Annotated in this window: 28 protein-coding genes; 16 read left to right on the plus strand and 12 right to left on the minus strand. The window is 55.6% G+C overall.

Translation table 11 applies throughout. From position 1 onward, the window contains the following. Positions 1 to 123 precede the first annotated feature (123 nt). The 3 genes from H8K03_20640 to H8K03_20650 all read right to left on the minus strand — a co-directional run bounded on the left by H8K03_20640 (position 124) and on the right by H8K03_20650 (position 2,925). Entirely contained in the window at positions 124 to 1,131 is a 1,008-nt protein-coding gene (locus tag H8K03_20640) for a hypothetical protein (protein ID UVT20150.1), read from the minus strand. Positions 1,132 to 1,211: 80 nt separating this feature from the next. Beyond that, positions 1,212 to 2,087: a nuclear transport factor 2 family protein gene (locus H8K03_20645; protein ID UVT20151.1), complete on the minus strand. Its 876-nt coding sequence runs from the start codon at positions 2,085 to 2,087 to the stop codon at positions 1,212 to 1,214. An 88-nt stretch (positions 2,088 to 2,175) separates the two neighbouring features. After that, the gene (locus H8K03_20650; GenBank protein ID UVT20152.1) at positions 2,176 to 2,925 is read right to left on the minus strand and encodes a Stp1/IreP family PP2C-type Ser/Thr phosphatase; all 750 of its coding nucleotides are present in this window, start codon (positions 2,923 to 2,925) and stop codon (positions 2,176 to 2,178) included. A gap of 213 nt (positions 2,926 to 3,138) precedes the next feature. Between H8K03_20650 and H8K03_20655 the strand changes: the two genes are divergently transcribed. The 6 genes from H8K03_20655 to H8K03_20680 all read left to right on the plus strand — a co-directional run bounded on the left by H8K03_20655 (position 3,139) and on the right by H8K03_20680 (position 5,996). Continuing rightward, a complete protein-coding gene (locus H8K03_20655) occupies positions 3,139 to 3,522 on the plus strand; it encodes a hypothetical protein (protein UVT20153.1) in 384 nt (127 codons plus the stop codon). A 5-nt stretch (positions 3,523 to 3,527) separates the two neighbouring features. Beyond that, entirely contained in the window at positions 3,528 to 3,809 is a 282-nt protein-coding gene (locus H8K03_20660; protein UVT20154.1) for a DUF507 family protein, read from the plus strand. 74 nt (positions 3,810 to 3,883) lie between these two features. Further along, positions 3,884 to 4,159 carry a DUF507 family protein gene (locus H8K03_20665; protein ID UVT20155.1) on the plus strand — a complete coding sequence of 92 codons (276 nt, stop codon included), beginning with the start codon at positions 3,884 to 3,886 and terminating at the stop codon, positions 4,157 to 4,159. 30 nt (positions 4,160 to 4,189) lie between these two features. Next, a complete protein-coding gene (locus H8K03_20670; protein ID UVT20156.1) occupies positions 4,190 to 4,624 on the plus strand; it encodes a tetratricopeptide repeat protein in 435 nt (144 codons plus the stop codon). A 14-nt stretch (positions 4,625 to 4,638) separates the two neighbouring features. Then, positions 4,639 to 5,106, plus strand: a complete 468-nt coding sequence (gene bcp, locus H8K03_20675; protein UVT20157.1) for a thioredoxin-dependent thiol peroxidase — start codon at positions 4,639 to 4,641, stop codon at positions 5,104 to 5,106. A 17-nt stretch (positions 5,107 to 5,123) separates the two neighbouring features. Further along, positions 5,124 to 5,996 carry a hypothetical protein gene (locus H8K03_20680; protein ID UVT20158.1) on the plus strand — a complete coding sequence of 291 codons (873 nt, stop codon included), beginning with the start codon at positions 5,124 to 5,126 and terminating at the stop codon, positions 5,994 to 5,996. On the opposite strand, the gene H8K03_20685 is transcribed toward H8K03_20680, so the two are convergent. The 6 genes from H8K03_20685 to queG form a co-directional block, all read right to left on the minus strand. Then, positions 5,993 to 6,400, minus strand: a complete 408-nt coding sequence (locus H8K03_20685) for a tetratricopeptide repeat protein (protein UVT20159.1) — start codon at positions 6,398 to 6,400, stop codon at positions 5,993 to 5,995. The genes H8K03_20680 and H8K03_20685 overlap by 4 nt on opposite strands. 132 nt (positions 6,401 to 6,532) lie before the next feature. Next, on the minus strand, positions 6,533 to 7,870 hold the full coding sequence (locus H8K03_20690; protein ID UVT20160.1) for a sigma-54-dependent Fis family transcriptional regulator: 1,338 nt from the start codon (positions 7,868 to 7,870) through the stop codon (positions 6,533 to 6,535). 272 nt (positions 7,871 to 8,142) lie between these two features. Next, positions 8,143 to 8,601, minus strand: a complete 459-nt coding sequence (locus H8K03_20695; GenBank protein UVT20161.1) for a cytochrome c — start codon at positions 8,599 to 8,601, stop codon at positions 8,143 to 8,145. A 268-nt stretch (positions 8,602 to 8,869) separates the two neighbouring features. Then, positions 8,870 to 9,313: a group 1 truncated hemoglobin gene (locus tag H8K03_20700; GenBank protein ID UVT20162.1), complete on the minus strand. Its 444-nt coding sequence runs from the start codon at positions 9,311 to 9,313 to the stop codon at positions 8,870 to 8,872. 61 nt (positions 9,314 to 9,374) lie between these two features. Further along, positions 9,375 to 10,277: a multicopper oxidase domain-containing protein gene (locus H8K03_20705; GenBank protein ID UVT22558.1), complete on the minus strand. Its 903-nt coding sequence runs from the start codon at positions 10,275 to 10,277 to the stop codon at positions 9,375 to 9,377. Positions 10,278 to 10,528: 251 nt separating this feature from the next. Beyond that, positions 10,529 to 11,563, minus strand: a complete 1,035-nt coding sequence (queG, locus tag H8K03_20710) for a tRNA epoxyqueuosine(34) reductase QueG (GenBank protein ID UVT20163.1) — start codon at positions 11,561 to 11,563, stop codon at positions 10,529 to 10,531. 484 nt (positions 11,564 to 12,047) lie between these two features. Here queG and H8K03_20715 point away from each other — a divergent pair, with 484 nt between their 5' ends. Genes H8K03_20715 through thiE form a run of 3 tightly spaced genes read left to right on the plus strand, consistent with a single transcriptional unit; the run spans position 12,048 to position 14,417 of the window. Next, positions 12,048 to 13,160, plus strand: coding sequence for a DGQHR domain-containing protein (locus tag H8K03_20715; GenBank protein UVT20164.1), 1,113 nt, complete (start codon positions 12,048 to 12,050; stop codon positions 13,158 to 13,160). Beyond that, the gene (locus tag H8K03_20720) at positions 13,153 to 13,746 is read left to right on the plus strand and encodes an SRPBCC family protein (protein ID UVT20165.1); all 594 of its coding nucleotides are present in this window, start codon (positions 13,153 to 13,155) and stop codon (positions 13,744 to 13,746) included. The genes H8K03_20715 and H8K03_20720 overlap by 8 nt, the downstream gene beginning before the upstream one ends. Positions 13,747 to 13,802: 56 nt before the next feature. After that, entirely contained in the window at positions 13,803 to 14,417 is a 615-nt protein-coding gene (gene thiE / locus H8K03_20725; protein ID UVT22559.1) for a thiamine phosphate synthase, read from the plus strand. On the opposite strand, the gene bioD is transcribed toward thiE, so the two are convergent. After that, the gene (gene bioD, locus H8K03_20730; protein UVT20166.1) at positions 14,368 to 15,105 is read right to left on the minus strand and encodes a dethiobiotin synthase; all 738 of its coding nucleotides are present in this window, start codon (positions 15,103 to 15,105) and stop codon (positions 14,368 to 14,370) included. The genes thiE and bioD overlap by 50 nt on opposite strands. Before the next feature lie 43 nt (positions 15,106 to 15,148). Further along, entirely contained in the window at positions 15,149 to 15,925 is a 777-nt protein-coding gene (locus H8K03_20735; protein ID UVT20167.1) for an SDR family oxidoreductase, read from the minus strand. 136 nt (positions 15,926 to 16,061) lie between these two features. Between H8K03_20735 and H8K03_20740 the strand changes: the two genes are divergently transcribed. After that, complete coding sequence (locus tag H8K03_20740; protein ID UVT20168.1) at positions 16,062 to 16,958, plus strand: hypothetical protein; 897 nt, start codon at positions 16,062 to 16,064, stop codon at positions 16,956 to 16,958. On the opposite strand, the gene H8K03_20745 is transcribed toward H8K03_20740, so the two are convergent. Beyond that, positions 16,851 to 19,799: a bifunctional proline dehydrogenase/L-glutamate gamma-semialdehyde dehydrogenase gene (locus tag H8K03_20745; GenBank protein UVT20169.1), complete on the minus strand. Its 2,949-nt coding sequence runs from the start codon at positions 19,797 to 19,799 to the stop codon at positions 16,851 to 16,853. The genes H8K03_20740 and H8K03_20745 overlap by 108 nt on opposite strands. Positions 19,800 to 20,021: 222 nt before the next feature. On the opposite strand from H8K03_20745, the gene H8K03_20750 reads away from it, so the two are divergent. From H8K03_20750 to H8K03_20775, 6 genes are all read left to right on the plus strand, one after another. Next, positions 20,022 to 20,897, plus strand: coding sequence for an Mrp/NBP35 family ATP-binding protein (locus tag H8K03_20750; protein ID UVT20170.1), 876 nt, complete (start codon positions 20,022 to 20,024; stop codon positions 20,895 to 20,897). A gap of 24 nt (positions 20,898 to 20,921) precedes the next feature. After that, entirely contained in the window at positions 20,922 to 21,227 is a 306-nt protein-coding gene (locus H8K03_20755) for a Rieske 2Fe-2S domain-containing protein (protein ID UVT20171.1), read from the plus strand. A gap of 45 nt (positions 21,228 to 21,272) precedes the next feature. Beyond that, positions 21,273 to 21,638, plus strand: a complete 366-nt coding sequence (locus H8K03_20760) for a hypothetical protein (protein ID UVT20172.1) — start codon at positions 21,273 to 21,275, stop codon at positions 21,636 to 21,638. Between the two features lie 3 nt (positions 21,639 to 21,641). Next, entirely contained in the window at positions 21,642 to 22,007 is a 366-nt protein-coding gene (locus tag H8K03_20765) for a hypothetical protein (GenBank protein UVT20173.1), read from the plus strand. Between the two features lie 4 nt (positions 22,008 to 22,011). Continuing rightward, the gene (lipA, locus tag H8K03_20770; protein ID UVT20174.1) at positions 22,012 to 22,929 is read left to right on the plus strand and encodes a lipoyl synthase; all 918 of its coding nucleotides are present in this window, start codon (positions 22,012 to 22,014) and stop codon (positions 22,927 to 22,929) included. Positions 22,930 to 23,141: 212 nt separating this feature from the next. Then, complete coding sequence (locus tag H8K03_20775; protein UVT20175.1) at positions 23,142 to 23,384, plus strand: hypothetical protein; 243 nt, start codon at positions 23,142 to 23,144, stop codon at positions 23,382 to 23,384. Positions 23,385 to 23,446 lie beyond the last annotated feature (62 nt).

Genomic DNA, 23,446 nt, shown 5'->3' on the forward strand with positions numbered 1-23,446 from the left:
GAGGAGGAACCAATCGCCGGGATCAGCGGAAAAACTCCAGAAGAGCGGGCAGACGAAGGAAACTGTAGGGGAGGTAGGAACACCTACCGGCCAATGCTCGGCCGGTAGGTGATGACATTGAGTTTAGGGAGTGACGGAGGCGCTCCGTGTCGGTACTGGACACGTACCCGGCGTCATATACAGCAAGTAATTGCCCATGCCGTGCTGGAGTTCAGTTTTATGCAGAGAATGGTGGTAGACCATCACCATCTCATAGTCATCCTCCTTCGAGATAGGGAATCCTTGGCCGTCTTTATACACTTGATGGGGTAAGAATTCGCGGAGAGTTCCGTCCGATTCAACGTCCGGGACAGTCCGGAGGAGGGTCTGTTTTTTGGTTTTATTCTCCAACGCGATCAGGAGCAACTCATCATGACCGTGCGGATAGGCGTATTTGACGCAACCGTCCATGCTGAATTTCAATGGTGCCGTACGGACTTGGACACCTGGTCCGATTTCGATCCCTTCATCGGTCTGATCCGCGGGCCGATCGCCGAATTTGGTGAAGCAGACGATGTTGACGCCGACCTGATAGATGTCCATCGCTTTGACCGGTTTGGCCTTCGGCGCAAAATACATGGTGAACGTTGCGATGACGTCCTTAGTGGGGGGGGCGCCATGATAGAACGCGACAACCGTCATGAGTTTGTCGGTTGCCGAAAGCTTCACGCCGTATCCGTCTGGGAATTGCGTCTCGGACATTTCGAGCCCTGCTCCACCGAAGAAGAGCGGCTCACCCGGGCACGACACGCTGGGCTTGGTGTTGTTGATCATCAGAATATGGTGCAGGTAATTCCTCGGCAATTCCTTCCCGTCGACTGTGGAAAGGGCCGACTTGAAGCCGATCAAATATTTGTCCTCAGGCAACTGGAAGTTGAACCGAGGCATGGAGTCACCCATATCGCCTTCGCCATGGCCGGTCGGAAGGTCGATGGGACCAAAGGTCAGGGTCGCCGTATTTTCTCCATACGTAATCTTTGAGCCCACCTGTTTTTTCAGGGTGGGGATGGCATGATGTTCATGCCCACCATCGGCGTAGGCTGATGAGATCATGAAGAAGGTAGAAATAAACAAAACGAGGGATCTGCGCATAAGACCTCCCAGAGGAAGTGAAGCAGTGATGTTAAACCGGACTCCGATTTCGTGGTATGGCTGAAAACAAACGAGCCAGCTCATTGAACGCTGGCAGGTAATGGTGTCACTTTCTTCCAGTGATAGGTGCCGCCGTGTTCCTTGGGCGGAATATTTTTTCTCGTATCGACTCGCGTGTACCACCAGATTCCCTTTGCTTGCGTGCCGTCTTCCGAGAGGAGAACCTCAAAGCCGCCTTCGCGGTCGTTGCCGGGCTGGTGCCAGGTCCCTTGCCACAGTCGGTTCTCAATTTTTGTTGTGACAAACCGTCCGCCGTGTTGCGTGTAAGGGCCGTTTCCATTCTTGTCCAGCGTCGCCTTGTAGCGTTTTTCGTCCTCGACTTCGAGAATATCCCATTCCCCACTCACATCCGGCATTGCGGCAGCCGCACCACTGACAAGCTTTTGCGATCCTGCCGCCATCGACGGTGAGGCCAGCGGACCTCCCAGTTGAGCGGACCGAAACGATTCGTGCCACGACAATAGTTGCCAACGGCCGGCACGACGTTCGAGCACGCCTGTTTCTCTTAAGGGAAGTACCGTCCGCTTCACTGCGGATCCTTCGCCGACATAGCGAGTATAGTCGAGCTCCATCGTAAACCAAGCCAGGTCGCCTTTCGACCAGACTTTCAGCTCAGTAATCGGGATCTCAATCTTCTGCGTGTTGATAAATTCTTCACGCATTTCTTGTTCAAACTCAGGCCAGCCGACGTATTTGCGACCACCGACCGAGTAACTGACGATATCAGCGTCATGCGCCATCAGGCGAGAAAGCGTCGAAAGATCTTTTTCGGCGTTGGCTCGCACCATCTGGCGAATGGCGGTTTCCGGATCTGGAGGTTCCGAGGCCCTCACGGTTGGAGCGAGACCGATGAGAAGGAGCAGGCTTCCACAAACAAACGATCCCGCACGAGGCATAGAGAACTCCATAGGCTTGCCAAGTTTCAAATGACCCAGGAACGTACACGGCCTGATGGGCCATGTCAACAACGAAGTACGACCTGAACTATCGACGGGCCACGACCACGACTGTCACGTTGTCTTCGCCTCCTCGATCGAGCGCCGCTGTAACGAGGCGATTACAGATCTGAGCGGGGTCGAGGTCGCCATCGGCAAGAACGTGCTGAATGTCCTCATCCTCCAACATCTTGGTCAGACCATCCGAGCAGAGCAGTACAAGATCCTCATCGAGTATGGGAAATGCTGCGATGGTGGGGTTTGCCGCCGCCGACACGCCCAAGGCACGGGTCAGGACGTGCCGTTCAGGATGGGTTTTCGCCGATTGCGGGGTTAAGATGCCGCGTTCCAGATATTTTTCGATCACACTATGATCTTTGGTCAGCGGGGTAAGCGTGCCCGATCGAAACCGGTAGGCCCGGCTGTCACCGACATGCGCGAGGTACGCAACCGGTGTTTGAGTCGGCACAATCGCGAGCAACACAATAGTTGTGCCCATCCCTTTCAGCTTCGGTTTCAATCTGGCCCGATCGAGGATCGCCTCATGTGCTCGGCTGATCAGGTCAGTCAACACATCCGTCGGCGGGACCTGGCCATTTCGAAGCAGGTCACTCGCCGAGATCGTTTGAGCTTGGATGGTCGCGATGGCCACCTGGGCCGCGATTTCGCCGCCCGCATGCCCCCCCATCCCATCCGCCACAGCCCAAATTCCCAAATGATCGATGATAGCGAACGCATCCTGGTTCATGGTACGAACCAGGCCGATCTCGCTCCGACCGATGCCGATCCAAGCGCTCATCGGGGATATGCCGGCTGAAGGGCGCTGGATAATGAGGAGGGACCAGACCGGTCAAGCCGGCCTTCCCGCAAGTGGCGCTCTCCGGCAGGCTCTGTGCCCGGTAGAAGGATGAAGTTGGAAGTAAGCATAGGGAGGGATTGTAACCTTGATTTCGCCTAGGAGACAAGCTAGAGTTCGTACCGCCACGAAGGTTGCAGTTGGTAGATTGATGACATGATTGTGCCGGCGAAGCGAATCCGCATTACGATAGCTGGAGTTCAGTTGGAGGCGGAACTGAGAAACACCAAGACAGCGGACCAAGTGTACGCGGCACTTCCGGTCAAGGCTGCCGTTAATACATGGGGAGAGGAGTTTTACTTTCCAATTCCAGGAGTTCGCGACCATCGGGAAACGGCGACGACTCAGGTGAAGATCGGAGACATCGCCTTCTGGGGAGCTGGGCAGGTTCTGGCCATCTTTTTTGGGCGAACACCGATGAGTTTGGGCGCTGATCCAGTCCCGGCGGATCGAGTGAATATTATCGGGAAGATTATAGGGGATGCGACGCAACTCCGACGAGTGATGGATGCATCGACGATCCTGCTTGAGCCGGGGTGAATACGATGCGGCTCTCGAAAGAACGTGTGCGACATATGGCCGAGAGCCTCGCGGGGCATCTCCAAGAGGAGAAACATATTGAGCTGGTTGGAGAACGCAAGGCATTCATTGATGCCCTCGATCAGGCGATTACGCACGAGTTATCGGCAGAGGATCGTGTGAACGCAGAAGTGCGGCACATGCTGAAGGCGTATGAACAGCAAATCGAGCAGGGACAGGTTGACTATCAAAAGATGTTTCAGATGGTGAAGCAAAAGTTGGTTCGTGAACGGGGCATCATTCTATAAGGCGTGAAACGTGAAGCGTATTTCGTGAAGGGCTTGCAAACGACGAGATAAGAGTGACCCACGACGGGTGTCGCATGTTGAGCGAGGATAAGGTCAGTCACCTGTCCCATGTGGTTCTCACAGCTATCAAGAAAAATACCGGCACCAAGGTCAAGAGCGGGGACGAGCGGGTCTTGAAAGAGATCAAACGGGTATTGGCTGCCGAGTTGGCCCAGGAACAGGAGATTGATCGAATAGTGAGAGCGAAGCTGTCGTCCTATTCGCGGGGCATTGTTGAAGGGAGTGCCGAGTGGGACGTGCTCTATCGGAAGACGTTCGAAGAGGAAACCCGCAAACACACGAAAGCCTGAGAGCGAGGTAGCGCCGTTATGGGAAGGACCATGCAGCGACTAGCAGTTCTGGGTGTCGTACTGATACTTGTGAGCGCAACCGCATGCTCACAGAAGCGCAAGCCCCTCGTGCCGCTTGCGCTCGACGGGGAAGTGAAGTCTCAGGCTACGGTTTTGACGGAACAGGGAACACAGGCATACCAGGCGAAACAGTTCGAAGAAGCCAAGCGGTACTTTGAGCAAGCGGTCGCCGCGGCCCCAGAGTCCGGCCCCGCCCATTACAACTATGCCTTGGCATTGAATGCGCTGGGCGATTCGGAAGTCGCCCGGCAACATTTTTTGGAAGCTGCAGATTTGTCTCCCGGAGACAAAACCATCTGGGATTCGCCGGCGCTCTCGCCGTACGGAAGTCCTGAAACCAAGAATCGGACAAAATCGCGTCCCTATGGGACGACCCGGCCGAACTTTGGCGCCCCTCGGTATTAATGAAGGATGGACCAATGACGAAAGAACTTGCAGTCGGAGACAACGCGCCGGAACTCGCAATCCCGGACCAGCATGGGAAAACCGTGACCTTGAAAAACTTCAAGGGCAAACAAGTCGTGTTGTACTTCTATCCGAAAGACGATACGCCGGGGTGTACGAAGGAGTCTTGTGACTTTCGTGACGTGGAGTCGCAGATTCTTCGGGCGGGCGGCAGCATCGTGGGTGTGAGTCTGGACGGCAAAGAGTCTCACCAGAAATTCATCAAGAAATTCGGACTCCCGTTTCCGCTGCTCAGCGATGAAGATGCCGCAATCTCGAAGGCGTACGGGGTCTACAAAGAGAAGAATATGTATGGGAAAAAGTATTGGGGCATTGAACGCAGCACCTTCGTCATCGATTCCGACGGCAAACTCAAGGCGATTTTTCGGAAGGTCAAAGTCGACGGACATGCAGACGAAGTGCTTAAAGCACTGAAAGCATAGCGGAAAGTCCGTCGGCTGTGCAGTTTCCGGCCACCATCTCCTGCAGAATCTGGTTCCTGCTCATTTCTTGCTTCGGTATGTCCGTCAATGCCGCCCTCCTCGAAGCGGCGGAAAAAGTCGCTGCAACGATCATCGTGAAAGATGCGCTGACGTCTCCCAATCAGCCGACCACCATTGAAGCGAAATTGATCACGAAGGGGTTTTTCACGAGTGCGATGCTCGGTGGAGAACCGCTCGAATTGGTGATCGATGGAAAAACGGTTGCCACCGCCATGACCGGCGGGGATGGGAAGGCATTCTTGACCTATACCCCCAAGGCGCAAGGCCAGGTACAGGTTCACGTCCGCGTCGGCAACAGCCCACGAGTGGCGTCTACGGAGGGCCAGGCGAATCTGGTGATATGGGAAAAAAGAAATCCCATCATTATGATCGAGCTGTCTTCGCTGATCGAGGAATCGCAACCCAGTCGAGTGCCTACCGTCGGATTGACGTTGGAACCAGCGCGAAAACCGATGCCGGAGGCGGCGAATGAGCTCGGGAAGCTCACACAGTTTTATTACCGAGTCATCTATCTTGTGTTCTTGCCGGGGGGGATGGATGGGTTTCAGGCGACCGAAGAAGCCAGAGACTGGCTCAAGGCACACAAGTTTCCCACGGGCTATGTGATGGCGTTACCGCCGGATGCGAATGCCTTGGGAACAAAAGTTGACGAGTTCCATGCCGCAGGTTGGAAAACGATCAAGACCGGGATCGGGCGCTCACAAATCTTCGTCGAGGCCTTCCTGCAACGCCGCCTCGATGCGATCATCGTCCCTGAACCAACGAAAGGTGAAATTCCGCGTAAAGCGAAAGTAGCTAAGGATTGGAAAGAGGTCAGGAAGAAGCTCTAGTACCCTCCCATTCCCCCATAACCGCCTGGGCCGTAACTGGATGGCGAAGGAGGAGCGGTATGACTTCTATAGGCACTCGAGTGAACGATTGCGGGGTTGGCTGGGGCGAGCTCAGCGGCTCTCTTAAAATGGGCCGTCGCCTCCGCATGAAGGCCCAGTTTGTCGAGCGTCAAAGCCAAATTGAAGTGATATTCGGCAAGGTTCGGATCAGCTTCGATGGCTGAGGTGAAGTGAGCTCGGGCATCCGGCCAATGCCCCATCTCATAGTGGGTAATTCCCTCCGCGTTGTGACGGACCGCGATGGCACTGCTTTCGGGAGGCGCGGGCAGGGGTGTGGGTGTGGACGTACAACCATATTGCAGGAGAACGAGGGTGATCGCGGCGGTACATCGGACGAGATTCATAGTTCACCCCCTAGGTCCTTCAGCCAAGGTCCGCGCTCATTCAGACGTTCTGTGTCGGCTGACTGAGTGCATGCTGAAAGGGAGAAGCGTGCATTCAAAACCTCGCAGTGTTGCTCTCAACGAGCAACCTCCTTACTGAAGTTGGTACTTCGCCATGCGGTAGCGAAGTGTATTGCGCGTCATCTTGAGGAGACGGCTGGCTTCCGATACGTTGCCCGAGGTTTTTTTCAACGCCTCTTCCAGCATCTTCTTCTCCATTTCCTGAAACGACAACCCAAAGGCCAGCAGCGATGGTCTGGGTTCTATACTCAGGGTATCTGTTGACGGACGGGCTTTCACAGAAGCCGGTAAATGGTGGGGCTCGATCCTCTCTTCTTTGCACGTAATCGTCAGCCATTCGACGACGTTGTGCAGTTCCCGGACGTTGCCGGGCCACTCGTGCTTCTGAAGAACGGCAAGAGTAGATGGCGCAACGGTTTTGATGCGGCACCCGCGTTCCTTTCTGGCCCGATCCAAAAAAATCAGTAGAATCGGCTCAATGTCTTCAAGCCGCTCACGCAAGGGGGGAATGCGTAACTGATACACATTCAGCCGATAGTAGAGATCGAGTCGGAATCGGCCGGCTTTGATCCGGGCGAGCAGGTCTTCATTCGTAGCGGCGACGATTCGGATGTCCACTTTGTGGCTTCGAGTATCGCCCAATGGATCGATCGTGTGGTTTTCCAGCACCCGCAGGAGTTTGGCTTGAGCCATTGGGCTCATTTCTCCGATTTCGTCGAGAAAGAGCGTGCCCCCCTCAGCCATTTGAAAGCGGCCCGGCTTGGCCCGCTTGGCGTCGGTGAAGGCGCCGGATTCATACCCGAATAGTTCGGCTTCCAAGAGATTTTCAGGAATGCCGGCGCAATTCAGCGCAACCAGCGGGCCGGCTGCTCGTGGACTCTCACGGTGAATGGCCTCTGCAAATAGTTCCTTGCCCGTTCCGCTTTCTCCGGAAATGAGAACGGTCGCATCGGACGATGCCACTTCTTTGGCCAGTTGCTTCATCAGATTCATTTGTGGCGAGACGCTGATGATCGAGGCGAACGGATCGTGCGGGGAGAAGGATGGAACAGGGCAAGCTTGGTGAAGTGCTCGAGCAACGGCCGTCTGCAAATCTTCGAGAAGAATCGGCTTGGTCAAGCAATCCGCAGCGCCGGCGCGCATGATCTCAACTGCCTCTTTGACGGAATCGCGATCCCCGATCGCAATCACAGGCGGGAAGCCCGGACCCTGGCGGGCATATTCAAGCAGAGGGGCCAGCGTATGTGGACTCCCTTCGCCGATAACCAGAGAAGGGGAAATTTTGGACCAGAGAATCAGTCCCTCTGATACCGTGCCCGCCGAGTGAATGCTTGATTGGGGAAATGCGGTTTGAAGGAGGCGCCTGAGACCGGGGTCTTTCGAGATCAAGAGGAACACAGGAAGGTTCATCGGAGTGCTCCTGGTTTGGGACTCCTAAAGAACCAGTGGAACACGTACTAGCCTACACCCATTTGGGTGAGGAAGAAAGGGGTATAGATGAGAGGGGCAAGAATCCCAGGTGGTACTAGGTGGTTAGAGCTAACAGCAGTTTAAGCCTGGCTGGTCAATCTGGTCAGCTTCTTCTGGATCTGGAGGATTGATGGGAAGGAAAACAAGCTGTAGGTCAAACGGATCGACCTACAGCTCGGTGCAAAATACACGATACTGGATGTCTTCAGCGGTTATTCAGCGTCATTACAGAAGGTCCGTTCGTAAGCAATGATTGTCCAGGCTTCCTCTTCGGTGAGCACGCCGCCCTTCACAAGGGCCGGCATGCCGGTGCCGGGACTCCCGTTCTTGACGACCCAGAAGAGTTCCCCGTCGTTCCGCTTCTTATGAAACTTGCAGTTCGTGAAGTTTCGGGGACCTGGCGACAACAACATTCCACCGGCGCCTTCTCCGTTTCCGTTCTGGTTGTGACAATTCGCACAGGTGCCCTTGCCTTCATAGAGTTCCTTACCTTTGGCGAGCACCTCTGGTGTGACGGTTATTGGGCTCTTCATTTTTCGTGCATCAGGACGTTCAGCCTCCGGAACACGCGGCTTTAGGGGATCGGCCTCGGGAGCGGCCCATCCGGCCGTACTCCACGAAGCAACGGCGACTATACTGCACACGGTCATGATCAAACGCTTCCCTCTCATGATTCCTCCTTGATGATTAAACCACTCATGTTAACGTCAGATGGTTACCGGCGCCGCGTGTTCAGAGGCGCAGATTTTGACAGTATGATAACACGGTATTGTCCTAAGTGGCAGCACCCCTGCCGAGTCGAAAGTGATCGGGGACGATGGAGAGTAGGAGGCTGGTTTAGGTGTGTGTCTAGGTGAAGACGTTGCGGACCAGAGTCTCAAGAGATTCTGGCCCGCAAGCGACTCACGTGAGACCTGCAGTGTTCACCACTGCGAGTCGTCAGGGAACTTCGACGATATCGCTCTTCATCGGTCCGAGGACGGAGAGCAACTCACCCTTTTCCTTCTCCGGCACGTTAAAGGTATCCAGTGCGCTGACCAGATCCTCCACGAGCGCATTGAAGGCTGCGGTGGTGACTTTCATGCCCTTGTGCGTCGTCTTCATATCTCGACCTGAATAGGTGCAGGGGCCGCCGCTCGCCGCACACACCTGCTCGACCAAAAGCTTATTGAGCTTCTTGAGATCGGTGGTCGCGAAGTAGCTATTAATCCGCTTGTCTCCGCCCACGTTGTTGATGAATTTGGTGACGACGGCCTGAATGGCGCCTTGCCCGCCCAGCCGCTCATAGAGCGATCGGTCCGCCGCAAAAGATGTTGCGCTGCTCAATGTCCACGTTGCCGCTACCGCAACGGCGACCGTTGCTATCTGCTTCGAGAATCTCATGTCGTCTGCTCCTTTTTGTAAGATGAAATGACTGTATGACCTCCGTACTCTGGCCTTGTGATTACGGGTTCCAGGGCGTGAGTGGCATCAAGCTGTCATACTTCTTGGGGTGCTGATTGGCGATCACCACCGCGATCGCACCGCGTAAGGCTCCCGTTAAGGAGTGAGTCACGATAGGATACGCGCCCGGTTCATCAACGATCATATCGAATGTGGCGGCGCTGCCAGGGCCGACCACATAGGTCTGGACCCCCGTGAATTTGTTGGCAGGATTGCCGCTCTCGTAGACATTGTCCCAGATTTCGGCGATTGTATGGAGAGAAGAGAACTCGTTCGGGCCGGCATTCACAAAATAGATTCGTACCCGCTCGCCCACCTTGACTTCCAACGGCTCCGATCCCGGGAAGAAGGGATGGTACTTGAAGATGCCGCCGTTGAAGATCGTATGGTCAAACTTCCGATCGAACATCGCCTGCACATTGTCCGGGTTCTTCCAAAGTTCTGATTGCACCAGGACAAATTCCCGATCGGCCTTGGGCCAGGCGTTCGCATCCTTAGGATCTACGATGATCGCACCGAACATGCCGCGGCCCACGTGTTGGATCATCGGCGGTGCACCGCAGTGATAGAAGAATACGCCGGGCTTCTTCGCGACGAAGGTATACTTGATCGTCTCGCCGGGCTTGATTTCTCGGTAGTTCTTCAGGAAGTCGATCTCCGCCGCGTGAAAGTCCATCGAATGGCCTTGAGCGTTCGTCGAGGGGTTGACGAGGGTGAAGTTGACGGTATCACCCTCGGTCACTCGCACAACCGGGCCGGGCATCTGACCATTAAAGGTCCAGGCTTTGTACTTCTCGCCGGTGCCGCCGATGACGATTTCCGACTCAGTCGCCGTGAACGTGACATCATGGACCTTCCCACCTGAAACCTTCTTAGGACTAGTTGCGTCTGTGGGCGTGGGCATGGTGTTACACCCGCTGGCCCCCAATAGGACGGCAAGTCCTAGGGTAGATGTGAGCACACGAAACCTCTGCATGGTCGCCTCCCTTTTAATATTAGTGGAAATAGAAACGCTGCATTGAGGAGCGCAGCGTATTGGCTCCCCTTACCCCCCCGTCCCCTTAACTCAAATGCGCCGGATATTAGCGTACGAAGGTCGATTAGTCAATTTTGGAGAAGAAGAATTATCTGGATCGGAATCAGCCGGAAGAAATCTTATTTCGGTGAGACGATCCGGGATGTTTGGGAAGATGTCAGATTGTGTTGCGCGATCGCGACATTCCTGCGAAGCCCCTGGTGTTTCGCACGACGGATCGGGCTGTGCTGAAACACCGTGGCAAAGGTCGATTCATCCATGCTCGAGAGCTCGTTCAACGTGGGTGCCAGCGTCACGCTCGAAGGTTGAAAGGCACTCTCCTGGGTCGGTTCTGCTCTAAGGTTGAACGGACAGACGTCGAGACAGTCATCGCAACCGAAGATCTTGTTCCCCATGCCCGCCTGGAGGTCATCGGAGATCGCGTCGGCATCGCCGCGTAGTTCGATCGTGAGGTAGGAAATGCAACGAGTGGCGTCCACGACATAGGGTTCGACGATGGCTTTGGTGGGACAAGCTTGAATGCAAAGTGTGCAGCTGCCGCAGAGGTCGGTTGCCGGTTCGTCAGGCTCTAGTTCCAAGGTAGTGAGAATTTCCCCCAGCAGCAACCAGGAGCCATGCTCCGCTGAGACAAGATTCGAATGTTTCCCGATCCAGCCAAGGCCCGCCTGTTCCGCCCAGGCTTTTTCCATAACCGGGCCGGTATCGACATAGGACCGGGTTTGGGCGTCTGGTGTCACAGTGTGAATGAACTGCTCAAGTTGCTTGAGTTTGCCGACCAGGACCTTATGGTAGTCCTTCCCCCAGGCATACCGTGCAACACGACCATAGCCGGGCTGTTCATTGGCCCGATGCTCAGTGAGATAGTTGATCCCCAATGAAATGATCGATCGGCATCCAGGCAGTACTAAGAGAGGATCGGCCCGTTTTTCAGGAGCACGTCCCATCCATGCCATGGTGCCATGATAGTCTCGGCGGAGCCATTCGGTGAGACGACTGAATAGGCGCTGGGGGAGCGATGTCGCTTGATCGTCGGAGGACGTGCCTGACTGATCATTGGTCGACGAGGATGGATCGCCTGGGCTGACGCGCACAATCCCGACCGCATCAAATCCCAGGGAGCGAGCTTCTCGTTTGAGGGCTGTGGAAAGAGACATGGACACACGGACGATTAGTGGTTAGCGGAACAATCAAAACGTACGCTGAACTGAACTGAACAATAGACCGATTGGCATCTGCCACACGTGCCGGTGATCCGCGTCTTCCAATCGGTTTCCTTCTCGTCGAAGCGGCACTGTAGTGTCCCTCCTTTTGAGATCGTCGTCCAGGGTTGCTGAGTGCCGGGAATATACGCAACAAGGCATCCTTGTGGAAATGGAACGCGGCATGGGCGTCCAATTTGGCCTTTCTCCATTGCAAAGCTGCATGAAAGTTCCGTAGTCGCTCCAGCATCGTCGACCCTCTGTGCCTCAGCATCGAAGGAGAACGCCAAAGGCAGTAGAGAAATCGACACAAGAAAACTGAGCGTGACCTGTCGCTTGAACATCGGTCCGGATGGTAGCACAGCCGATTGTCTTGCGGCCATGTGAGTGTGCGCGTAGAATCTTTCCGTCAGGTTCTCTTTCAACCACTGGAGGCCCTATGCTCGCCACGCGGATCAAGCAGAAAGAGGGCACGTTCTATTTTATCGCCTATAAAGCCGATGCGCTGTTGGAAAAAGTTCGGTTCACGAGCCGTTACTATTTCGAGGGTGAAGAGATCGCACAAAGTAAGATCTCCGAACACGACGAGGTGGCGCAGTTCATCGCAGGAATCGAACGAAGCGAAAAAGGCTTTCAACGCGTTTTGAATCGGCAGAAGATCAAGCAGATCGTCAATTTTTTTGAGACCGTTGTGGCCCAGCCGATGATTCCCGGCACGGTGTTGCTGTTTACCGATGAAACACTTCGATTCCAAAAAATGGACGACTCGGAGTCAATCGGTCACTTGAGCGAACCCAAGGGAAAGTATCTGGTGATCGACGGACAACACCGCCTCGCCGGGCTTCACTTTTTCCATGAAAAACATCCCGATCAAAGCGCACAGGTCGAGGTGCCCTGCCTGTTGTTCGACGGCCGGAGCGCGGATTTCGCCACGGAAATGTTCGTCATCATCAACTCCACTCACACGCGAATCAACCGATCGCATTTGGTCGATCTCTATGAAAAGGTGTCATGGGAAAGTCCGGAGAAGAAATTCGCCGCCAAAGTCGCCGATCTCATGTACGGCGAGCCGGACTCGCCGTTGCAGTATAAGATCAATCGGCTCGGAGGACGGAGCAAACAGGAAAAGTGGATTCTGCAGTCCGAAGTCTTCAATGAGCTGTTGAAGGTCGTGACGGCCCATAAGCGCTGGATGGAGTCGCACCTTGGAATGAAGCCCGATCGGTGTTATGCCCTGGTGCGCGATTACCTCAAAGGGGTGAAGGACGTCATGGGCGAGGTCTGGGGGCAGAACGAGCGGTATATGTTCACTCGCGATGTGACACTCAAGGCGTTGATTCGTGTGCTGGATGATCTGATCGTGGATCGCAAGCTCATCAATGATTGGGACGAGCAACGCTCCCACAAGCCGTTTGCCGAGATCGTCAAGCCTTGGGCGCCTCTGACCAAGGACTTTCGTGCCGACGGCTTCTATGAGCGTTTCCCAGCCAAGGGGCAACTTGAACGAGTTCGGAAGATTCACCAGCGGTTGCTGGATGCGATTGTTGGATAAACGAAGAGGACTATCACCGGTTCTTCTCTTGCTGCTGGTCTTTGCAGATCTTCAGTCCGCTGCGGTGTGGGGGGCTGTCACTTCGGTGGCAGCTGAAACCGACAGGTTAGAGGTCGCGGCAGAGTCCGGCGGAGGAGTGCGTGCGACGGCGCATGTGCTCTTCCCGGCGAGTCCGGCCGTGGTTCAGGCGCTGTTGACTGATTATCGACATTGGCCCGATCTCTTCGAAGTTCGAATGCGGGTGGCCGAGTTGAATGTCCGAGATGGAGTGGCCACGGTCGACCTTCGTATCGATCATGCGTTGATGCCCGGCGAGCACCGGCTGGTCACGGAGTCAAAGGCTTTGCCGGATGGCGGCCTCGTGACCGAGCTGAAGGGCGGAGACTTCAAGCGCTATCATCGAGTATGGAGACTCCAGCCTGCCGGAGAGGGAAGCCAGACACGCGCCGATTTTGAACTGGTCGTTGAGATCGAGTCCATGGTGCCGGATTGGCTCGTGGCGGTCGCCATGCGTCAGGAGTTGGAAGCGCATTTCCGCATCGTCAAACAGAAGGCGTTGGATCATTCCAAGCGGCCGGGAACTTGATGCAGACCTCAGTCAGGAAGAGTTCTGGTGCACGGTCACTGTCCGGACTCTATGTCATTCTCGATCCTTCGATCAGTCCCCATCGCCCTCTGGTGGATGTCTTGAAGGTGTCCGCCGCAGCCGGTGCCAAGCTCTTTCAGTACCGAAACAAGACTGACTCGATGAAGGCGGCCTACGCTGAAGCGTCGGTGCTCAGGAATGTCGCGCGGGAACTCGGTGTGCTGTTCATCGTCAATGACCGCTGCGACCTGGCGCTGTCTGTGGATGCGGACGGAGTTCATCTCGGGCAGGGAGATCTTCCGCTCAGTCTTGCGCGAGCCGTGATGGGACCTGATAAGCTGATCGGTATCTCAACGCACAATCCGGAGCAGGTGTCGGCGGCGATTGCCGGTGGACCGGACTATCTCGGATTTGGTCCGATCTTCAAGCCTAGCTCCAAGGCCGATCATGATCCCGTCGTCGGCATTAAGGGACTGAAGGGGATTCGTCTGCTGACCGCGCTGCCGATCTTCGCCATAGGTGGGATTACGCTGCAGGATGTTGAAGAAGTGATCCGCGCAGGAGCCGACGGGGTAGCGGTCATATCCGCGATTTTGAAAGCACCGAACATTCAGCACGCCGTCAACGACTTCGTCTTGCGAATCCCAGCACCAACTTCGCCAGCTTCTTGATTGCAGCGGATCGGGCAAGATGCTTAGCTGAGGGACAGAAACGGCCCGGCATGCCGGGTTCATATGGGAGCGGGCCGACCAGTGGTACACCGGCCTGTTTGCGGAGAATCTCAAGGGTTGATCGCTCTTGAACTCGGGAGAGGGCTGATCGGACAGAGTCGGTCCGATTCAAGACGAGGGCGATGATGTGGATCTGCTTTCGTCGAAGGGCCTCGATGGTCAGTAATGCATGATTGATCCCGCCCAATCCGGATCGGCCAACGATCACGACCGGAAGCCGCAAGAGCTTGATCAAGCTCATGACGTCGTCACGGCCCGTGATGGGTACATGTACCCCGCCGACTCCCTCCACCACCATGTAGTCATATCGGCTGGAGAGGAGCCGATAGACTTTTCTGATCGTGCCTGGATTAATATCCTGTCCCTCCATCCGGGCCGCGGCGAGTGGAGCGACCGGCAGTTCGAACGAGTAGGGGCGGATCGCTCCTAGCGCCTCCTCGCTTTCAATGACGGCTCGCAGCCGCGCGGCATCCGATCGGGCTTCTCCTCCTGCGGTGACCCCAGTCTCAATGGGTTTCATCACGCCCACCGAAACCCCGCGTTTTTTGAGATGAAGGGCGAGCGTAGCCGCAACGAGTGTCTTTCCAACTCCGGTATCGGTGCCGGTGATGAAGATCCCGCCTTTCATGATCCCGCTCCAACGGTGTCCGGCATGTGAGGCCTCATCTCAATCAAAGATGTCTGCTGTCGCAGTTCCACACTTGTCCCGATACATCCTTGAGTTGGGCCAAGTGAACGATGGTACCGACGACTTCTTCGATGGCCGGCGGACGGCGTAACGCATGGTCGGGCCAGCCGTGTTCTTCCGGAAACAGGCCTTCGGTCAAGTCGGTCTTCTGCCATCCCGGTAGTACGAGATTCACTCGAATATTCTGTGTGCCCCATTCCAGCGCGGCCGTTCTGACGAGTCCGATCAATCCGGCCTTCGAGGTTGCATATGCGCTCTGGCCGGTCGCGCCATGGAACCCTGTGTGGGAACCGATGACAATGATGGAGCCTCCACCGCGAACGAACAACTGCGGCGCAATCGCCCGCAGACAGTGGAACGTTCCCGTGAGATTGGTGGCGATGACGTTATCCCAGATTTCTTCTGAATGGCGCACAAGCAAGTCGCTTTGTCCGATTCCTGCGTTGCAGATGAAGGCCAGGGGACCAGACGAGCGATTGGCGAAAGTGTCGATCATGCGGCGTATGGATTCGGCTTCTCGAATATCCGCACAGTAGATGTCACCGGTTCCACCGGCTTTGACGACGCCGTCCAAGGTCGCTTCCGCCGCTGGTTTATTCCGATAGTAATGAACACCGACGTACCATCCGATCCTTCCAAACGCCTGACTGATGGCCCGACCGATGCCTCCGGAGGCTCCAGTGATCAGTGCAGCCGAATGGACAACGGCGTTGGTCGGCCGGTCCGCGACAGGAAATATTGACGATGTCGGAGATTCCATGCGGAGCGAATTATGCGGGGAGTAACCGCCGAAGGCAAGCGGAGGTCGAGCCCTGGAACAGTCTCTAGAAATGCCGGCGGCTTGCCGCTATCGGGATTCCTGTGGTACCGTCAAACTCAGTATTTGGAGCATCATTATGGTGAGACGTAGACTGGCTGTGCGAGTGGCTCTGACAGTGGGAATCTGCTTGCTCCTGGGGCTTTACCCCTGGCCCAACTCGGTTGGTGCAGAGGAGGCGCTGACGATCCAAAAGTCTGAGGAGTATTTCCCTGACACGCTCGGAAGTCGCTGGACCTATCGTGGTCAGATCAGCGAGGGCCCGCTTCAGACCATCGAACTGAAATTTTTCACAAATGTGTCGACGGTTTCAGGAACCAAGACGATCAATGGTGTTGCCGTGACGGTGTTCCATGACACCAATCCGGGAGATCATGGACCATCGGATAGTTTCTATCGGAGAGACGCAGTCGGCATTGTGTACTATGGGTCGGACCCCGGAACACCACTGGAGAAACAGATTACGCCGTATCAGATTTTCCGATTTCCCCTTAAAGTACCGTCTTCGTTTCAACAGTTTGACCGTATGGGGGTGGATTTCGGCAGCGACATGGATCGGGACGGAACTGATGAAAAAGTCGATGTCCAGGGATGGAGTAAGGTGGTCGCTCGCGAAACCATCACGGTCCCGGCCGGTACGTTTCAGGACGCGATTAAAGTGGAAGCACGGATGAACATGAAGATTCGTTTGTCGGGCAGCCGCCGGACCGTTTCAGGAATAGATGTGATGACGGCCTGGTTCGCGAAGGGCGTCGGGTTGGTGAAATATTCGGAGCGACAGGAACTATCCGCCGTCAAAGAGGACCGCGGCGTCGTGACGGAAATCACGGAAGAGCTTGAGGAACACGATATCAAACCTCTGAAGGCTTCATTGAGCGGATTCGAATCCTCGGCGGAGGGTATTCTCGCTGATCACTCTGGTAATCATGAACTGAGTCAGGTAATCCTCCCCGCCGGCTTTCGCCCCCATCCCTGAGAAGCGATGCCCTCCGAAGGGCTGACGAGAGACCAAGGCGCCTGTGATCGGCCGATTCAAGTAGAGGTTTCCGACGTCGAATTCCTCCCGCGCTTTGGCAAGACTAGCCGGACTCCTGGCATACACCCCTCCGGTTAACGCATAATCGGTTCCGTTGGCCAACCGAATCGCATTGGCGAAGCTCTCCGCCTTCATGACTGCCAACACCGGTCCAAAGATCTCCTCTTGCGCCAAACGGTGGTGCGGTTGGATATCGACAAACACCGTGGGTCCGATGAAATACCCATTCTGGTCCACGGTTCGTTGCACAAGCAGCCGGCCTTCCTCCTGACCACGCGAAATATATTGTTGGATGCTTGCTTGGGCTCGTGCATCGATCACCGGTCCCACCTTAGTGCCCGGCTTCCAAGGATCGCCGACTTCCACGCTCAGGACCGCTTCGCGCAGACGGGCCACGAAGGAGTCATAGATTGCACGATGCACGATCACCCGCGAGCAGGCCGAGCACTTTTGTCCCGCGTAGCCTGAGAATGATGTCATAACACCGGCGATCGCTTCGTCGAGATCCGCCGTCTCATCGACAATGATGGCATTTTTCCCGCCCATCTCTGCGATGACCCGCTTGACCATGCGCTCCCCTGAGCGGACATGCGACGCTTCGCTGAGAATGCGAAGCCCCGCGGCTTTTGATCCGGTAAACGCGATCGTGACGACATCGGGATGCGCCACGAGGGCTTGTCCTATTTCCGGTCCGCCCGGAAGGCACGTCAAACAACCGGCCGGTACGCCTGCCTCGATCAACATGTCGGTGAGCAGAATCCCCAGACCGGACGACCGTTCCGATGGTTTGAAGAGGACAGGATTACCGGTCACGAGCGCTGCCGAGACCATTCCCGTCGGGATGGCGAGTGGAAAGTTCCATGGCGCGATGACTGTGGTTAGGCCGCGTGGACTATAGGTGCGCTGGTTGAGTTCTCCCGGATGGGTGCCTAACCGCGACGGTGGTGCGAGACGGTCCATTTCGTCGGCGTAGTAGCGGAGAAAGTCGATGGCTTCAGCAACATCGGCATCAGCGTCACGCCAAGGCTTGCCGACTTCAAAGATTTCCCAGGCCGCAAGTTCATAGCGGCGGCGACTCATTGTGGAGGCAGCTTTGCGCAGAATTTCCGACCGATCTTTCGGATCTGTCTGCCGCCAGGCGTCCCCTTGTTTTAGCGCGCATTCGATAATATTGCCCAGATCGGACACCGACGCACTCGGCACTTGGGCCACGATTTCATCCGGTTGCGAAGGATTGCGGGATTCCAATAACGGACCGGTCAGTCCTCCCTCCGTGACCCTGACTTCCCGTCGGCGACCGAGCTGAGACCGAACCGATACAATCGCCGCTTGCATGGCTGTCCGAGTCGTGGCCTGAGAAAAGTCACTATGCGGCTCATTGTTGAACACCGGTGGAATGCTCACTGATGAACGGCGAGCGTCGGTCGGGACGGTCGGTGGGGCGAGCAACCGGGTGAGCGGTTGGGATTCCACATACTCCTTTTGCAGGAACGATTCATTGGACGTATTTTCCAACAGTCGCCGAACCAAATACGCCATGCCGGGGAGTAACCGTCCGGCGGGGGTATACAAGCGGACACGACGACCCAATTTCACCATGGCTTGTTGGAACGGCTCGGCCATACCGAAGATCATCTGGTATTCTCGGGCTTCAGGCGCCAGGCCGAGCGATTCAGCGTGGGCTTCTACAGCTGCCAAGGTGCGAAGGTTGTGCGTGCCGAAGGCGGGGCGGATCAGATCGGCATGTCGAAGCAGCACCGGAATCAATCGTTCGTAATTGAGGTCGGTTTCCGCTTTGTGTTCAAAAAGGGGAACCGGCCAACCGGCTTGTCGATATCGGACGGTGTCTGAATCCCAATAGGCTCCCTTGACCAGTCGGATCGTGATCGGCATGCCGCGCGTGCGGACCCAGGCCAGCAAGTCCTCGACGTCTTGTTCGGTTTCTTGATGATAGGCCTGCAGCGCAAGCCCGGCGTAGGGATAGGTCCGATAGGCGGGCTCGGCAAAGAGCCGTTTGAAAATGTCCAAGATCAGAGTCTTCGTTTCTGCTTGCTCCATATCGAAAATGAGGCCGGCGGAGAGCGATCGCGCCCGGTCCACCAGCGGACGGAGGCGCACGGCGATCGAGTCGTAACTTCCATCGGGATCGATCGGATCCAGTCGTGACGAGAGGGCGGAAATCTTGAGTGAAAGCTGTACACGCGGAATCGGCCCCAGATGGTCTCGCTCAAGCAGGGGAGCGGAGGGCCACGCTTCGGCTGCTTTCCCAAGCTCGTTCAAAGCGTTCAGGCATTGATCACGGTAGTGATCGGCCTCCAGCTCGCTGATCGTGGCTTCTCCCAACAGATCGACGGAGGAGGCCCGACCTTCCTTCCATAACTGGGACAAGACTGGAACCGCTTCTTCGATCGAAGCGCCGGCGATAAAGGTCCTCGCCATTTGTTCGACCTGTTTTCTGATCGATTTGCCTGCGAGACGTGCGCCGATGCCGGTAGAGGACGCTGCCTTCAATCCCCATTGAAGTCCAAACAGCTCGCTGCCTGATCGGCCGAAATACTCTTCGGCGAGCGAGACGACTCGTTCGTCATCTTGAATGACAGGAAGAACATCGATGAAGTGAAACAAGCGTGTCTTGAACGAGGCGTCCTTCATAGCTAAATTGATTGCCGAATGGGACCACCAGCGACCGTCGAAGAGGGAGGGCGAAAGGCCGGTGGAGAGCTGTGCGAGCCGCTCGCCGATACGAACGATGGCCGGCTCAAATGAAGGCGACGTGGTCATCGAGGCACCTGAAATATTGACTCCGTTTGACTTCAGTATACATGCCTAACGACCGATGTCCATGGCTTCGGCTTCCCCAGTCGGTTATAAAGCGATGGTCCAACCGACCCATTTCATTTCACGCATCGCATCGCTTAAGATGATGCAGTACACTTTATGTCGGCTTGACCAGGCGTCTCAGAATATGGCGACGGTCGAGCACAATCGCATGGGAGAATACGTATGGCTGACGAACATGCTCATGGGGCCGAGCAGCCCCAGGCAAAAGATACATTGATCCCCGGGGTCAAACACGTCATTGCGATCAGCAGCGGTAAAGGAGGCGTCGGCAAGTCGACCGTTGCATCGAATCTGGCCTGTGCAATGGCATTGGCCGGGGCGAAAGTTGGATTGTTAGATGCTGATCTCTACGGCCCCAATATTCCCATGATGATGGGCAGCACGACCGGACCGGAACAGAAGGACGGTAAAATTGTGCCTGTCGAGAGTTACGGGGTGAAGCTGATCTCCATGGCATTTCTGGTGCCTGAAGAAGCCCCACTCGTGTGGCGCGGGCCGATGGTGCACCAGTATCTGCAAGCGTTTTTCCGGGATGTGCTGTGGGGAGAGTTAGACTATCTGCTCATCGACCTGCCGCCGGGTACCGGTGATGTGCAACTCTCGTTGTCGCAAATGGTGCCGTTGGCCGGGGCGATTACGGTCACAACGCCGCAAGAGGTGGCTCTCTATGACGTCCGCAAGGGGATGGGCATGTTCCAGAAGGTGAACGTTCCGCTTCTAGGAATCGTGGAAAACATGAGCTACTTCGTGTGCGGTCATTGCGGTGAGCGGACGGAGATTTTCTCGTATGGTGGAGGTGAGCGGGCGGCGGCGAAGGTCGGTGTGCCGTTTCTTGGACGGATCCCGATTGATCCGGCCATTCGGGATGGCGGAGATACCGGCCATCCGATCGTGATGGCCAATCCGGCATCTCCCCAAGCCGCGGCCTTCCGCGATATTGCGAAGAAGATCATGGAAGAGCTGAGATCGGATGGGAAAAGTGGCTCTTCTATTGATAGTTTGCTCAAGAAGATCAAGCAACCGTTTAAGACTAATTGATCGGTAACATTTCGGAGGGAAGGAATGGCCGAGTTCATACGCATAGCAGCGGTAGCCGATGTGAAGCCGGGACACGGTGTTGTGGCGGAAGTAAACGGGAAGAGTCTGGCAGTATTTAATGTAGAAGGAGATATCCGTGCCATCGACAATACCTGCTGTCATCGCGAGGGTCCATTGGGAGAAGGAGAGTTGGAAGGGAATGTCGTGACCTGTCCTTGGCATGGATGGCAATTCAACGTGACAACCGGCGCCTGCCTGAATAATCCATCCGCAAAGGTGCTGGCCTATGAGGTACAAATCGAAGGCGATGATGTGAAAGTATTACTTTAGGTATGAACGAGTCTGAAAGGACGAGCAGGGCAAGGAACTGAGGCCATGGCCATTTCTCCTGAAGATCAGACCGAGATCGCGGCGGCGCTCGTGCGTCTCTACGTCTTTCTCACGCAGTACCTGGATCGTTGCTTCGATGACGCCGCTCGGAACAACTATCCGGATTCCGAACTGCAGACGCACCTCAATGAGACACGCCGACAGCTCATGGAAATCCTGTCGGTCAATCCTGTCGTGAAGAGGAAGCTCGCCGAAGAGTGTGACCGAATTCTGACGCTGGGTGCCGCGTGTTTAAAAGCCGGTTCGGCCGATACGAAGACTCGCGAGGCGATCCAAGCTGAACGGGCCGTGCTCAAGAACAAGACCATCGCGCTCAGCGACGTCGTGGCCGTCTTCAGAGCGCTAGCATAAATAATGGGGCAGGTGGGGTTCGACAGACATCAGCTTGCCGGGTTGGATGACCGCGAACGGGGATTCAGCCGGCCGGTCGAGTTCGAGCGAGCGGGGGAAGGTTATCGGGCCGTCTTGCGGTATGAAACCGTCCGTGTCACGACGGAGATACAGCAGACCTCAGACGAAGCACTCACCGTTTTGATCCAGATCTTACATGCTCAGGGATACAGACAACTCAAGACTCAAATGAGTTTTCGCAACGGTGTCTATCTCGGTTCCCAGGAACTCTGGGTGGAGTATCCGGATCCGCCGCAAGCCGAGCCGGCGCAACGTGGTTTTTTTGATAAAATCAAGGACTGGCTTAGGCCTCGCTCGGTGAATGGATAACCTCATGAGCTTTGTTCCGTTGGGCCATCTCCGGTCTTCACAGGCGCGGCGAGACGAGCCATCCTCCGATGGCCGGCCTCGTCTTCCGTCATGGTTCAAGGTGCAGGCCAAAACCGGCCCGGATTATCTCGATATTAAGCAGACTATGGAGCGGCTGAAGCTCCACACGATTTGCGAAGAGGCGGGCTGTCCTAACAGGTGGGAATGTTGGAATGCCCGCACCGCGACGTTCCTGATCCTCGGCGACATCTGTACTAGGCGCTGCCACTATTGCTCAGTGCAGACCGGGAAGCCGTTTCCGGTTGATAACGGAGAGCCACATCGTGTCGCTGAGGCGATTCACGCCCTCGGCCTTCGCCATGCCGTCATCACGTCCGTCAATCGTGATGAACTACAGGACGGCGGCGCATGGGTCTTTGCCGAAACAATTCGGCAGACTAGACGTCTCAATCCGACCTGTACGATTGAAGTATTGATTCCGGACTTTGAGGGAAACGAGGAAGCGCTCAAGATGATATGCGTGGAGAAACCGGAGATTCTGAATCACAACATTGAGACTGTGAGACGGCTCTTCCCATCGATACGCCCGCAAGGAAAATATCAGCGATCGATCGATCTTCTTGCGCGCGCGAAGCGACAAGGAATGAGGACAAAGTCCGGCTTGATCTTGGGTATGGGGGAAACGATCGACGAAGCGCGCGAAGTCATGCGCGATCTCCGGAAGGTTGATTGCGACATCATCACCATCGGTCAGTATCTCCAGCCGACAAGAGACCATCTTCCAGTTGCCCGATTCTACGATCCGTCTGAATTCATCGCACTCAAAGAGGAAGGGTTTGCAATTGGTTTCAGTCATGTTGAATCGGGTCCGCTGGTCAGAAGTTCCTATCATGCGGAGCAACAGAGCGATCGCGCATCGTAAAGAAAGATCGACCTGAGGCATGTCACAGTGATCATGGGGCGTTGTATTCCGATCCTTCCTCGTTTGTTCGCATAGGCTTCCTTACTGTAACCGGCTCTCGATTAAAGAAAGCTAATGAAGAAGTCTTCATGATTTATTCATGTGGCGTTCATGTGACGGAATTATAAAAAAGCATGAGCATACAGAGTTCACTTCACAAGAGGAGGGATGTCATGAGTGTGAAGAGTATGATGTTGACCGTTGGATTCTTGTCGATGGCTGCAACTGCTATGGCGGACACCTCAAACAGCCTTACTACCGACACACGTCGGGTCGATGTTATTGATACCCACAAGGAGCTGGTCACGCAGTTGGACAGCAACAAAGGCGGAGGTCATGAGGCGCGCGTGGATGTCATCGGAAGTATCGAGTCTAAAGGGCCGGTATACCCTTACATTGCACCGATGAACCGCTAAGACCTGCTGAAACTACTGAGGAGGATATGGCCATGTCCTCCTCAGATTTCTTCCAAATCGTA

Source organism: Nitrospira sp. (assembly GCA_024760545.1).
Classification (GTDB): Bacteria; Nitrospirota; Nitrospiria; order Nitrospirales; family Nitrospiraceae; genus Nitrospira_D.

Excerpts from the sequence above, each read along its gene's own strand:
- H8K03_20670 (UVT20156.1), top strand. The coding sequence starts at position 4,190 with ATGCAGCGACTAGCAGTTCTGGGTGTCGTACTGATACTTGTGAGCGCA.
- H8K03_20715 (UVT20164.1), top strand. The coding sequence starts at position 12,048 with ATGCTCGCCACGCGGATCAAGCAGAAAGAGGGCACGTTCTATTTTATC.
- H8K03_20760 (UVT20172.1), top strand. The coding sequence starts at position 21,273 with ATGGCCATTTCTCCTGAAGATCAGACCGAGATCGCGGCGGCGCTCGTG.
- H8K03_20655 (UVT20153.1), top strand. The coding sequence starts at position 3,139 with ATGATTGTGCCGGCGAAGCGAATCCGCATTACGATAGCTGGAGTTCAG.
- H8K03_20650 (UVT20152.1), bottom strand. The coding sequence starts at position 2,925 with ATGAGCGCTTGGATCGGCATCGGTCGGAGCGAGATCGGCCTGGTTCGT.
- H8K03_20685 (UVT20159.1), bottom strand. The coding sequence starts at position 6,400 with ATGAATCTCGTCCGATGTACCGCCGCGATCACCCTCGTTCTCCTGCAA.
- H8K03_20750 (UVT20170.1), top strand. The coding sequence starts at position 20,022 with ATGGCTGACGAACATGCTCATGGGGCCGAGCAGCCCCAGGCAAAAGAT.
- H8K03_20700 (UVT20162.1), bottom strand. The coding sequence starts at position 9,313 with ATGAGATTCTCGAAGCAGATAGCAACGGTCGCCGTTGCGGTAGCGGCA.
- H8K03_20740 (UVT20168.1), top strand. The coding sequence starts at position 16,062 with ATGGTGAGACGTAGACTGGCTGTGCGAGTGGCTCTGACAGTGGGAATC.
- bcp (UVT20157.1), top strand. The coding sequence starts at position 4,639 with ATGACGAAAGAACTTGCAGTCGGAGACAACGCGCCGGAACTCGCAATC.
- H8K03_20645 (UVT20151.1), bottom strand. The coding sequence starts at position 2,087 with ATGCCTCGTGCGGGATCGTTTGTTTGTGGAAGCCTGCTCCTTCTCATC.
- H8K03_20755 (UVT20171.1), top strand. The coding sequence starts at position 20,922 with ATGGCCGAGTTCATACGCATAGCAGCGGTAGCCGATGTGAAGCCGGGA.
- H8K03_20705 (UVT22558.1), bottom strand. The coding sequence starts at position 10,277 with ATGCCCACGCCCACAGACGCAACTAGTCCTAAGAAGGTTTCAGGTGGG.
- bioD (UVT20166.1), bottom strand. The coding sequence starts at position 15,105 with ATGAAAGGCGGGATCTTCATCACCGGCACCGATACCGGAGTTGGAAAG.
- lipA (UVT20174.1), top strand. The coding sequence starts at position 22,012 with ATGAGCTTTGTTCCGTTGGGCCATCTCCGGTCTTCACAGGCGCGGCGA.
- H8K03_20695 (UVT20161.1), bottom strand. The coding sequence starts at position 8,601 with ATGAGAGGGAAGCGTTTGATCATGACCGTGTGCAGTATAGTCGCCGTT.
- H8K03_20735 (UVT20167.1), bottom strand. The coding sequence starts at position 15,925 with ATGGAATCTCCGACATCGTCAATATTTCCTGTCGCGGACCGGCCGACC.
- queG (UVT20163.1), bottom strand. The coding sequence starts at position 11,563 with ATGTCTCTTTCCACAGCCCTCAAACGAGAAGCTCGCTCCCTGGGATTT.
- H8K03_20775 (UVT20175.1), top strand. The coding sequence starts at position 23,142 with ATGAGTGTGAAGAGTATGATGTTGACCGTTGGATTCTTGTCGATGGCT.
- H8K03_20690 (UVT20160.1), bottom strand. The coding sequence starts at position 7,870 with ATGAACCTTCCTGTGTTCCTCTTGATCTCGAAAGACCCCGGTCTCAGG.
- H8K03_20745 (UVT20169.1), bottom strand. The coding sequence starts at position 19,799 with ATGACCACGTCGCCTTCATTTGAGCCGGCCATCGTTCGTATCGGCGAG.
- H8K03_20640 (UVT20150.1), bottom strand. The coding sequence starts at position 1,131 with ATGCGCAGATCCCTCGTTTTGTTTATTTCTACCTTCTTCATGATCTCA.
- H8K03_20765 (UVT20173.1), top strand. The coding sequence starts at position 21,642 with ATGGGGCAGGTGGGGTTCGACAGACATCAGCTTGCCGGGTTGGATGAC.
- H8K03_20660 (UVT20154.1), top strand. The coding sequence starts at position 3,528 with ATGCGGCTCTCGAAAGAACGTGTGCGACATATGGCCGAGAGCCTCGCG.
- H8K03_20665 (UVT20155.1), top strand. The coding sequence starts at position 3,884 with ATGTTGAGCGAGGATAAGGTCAGTCACCTGTCCCATGTGGTTCTCACA.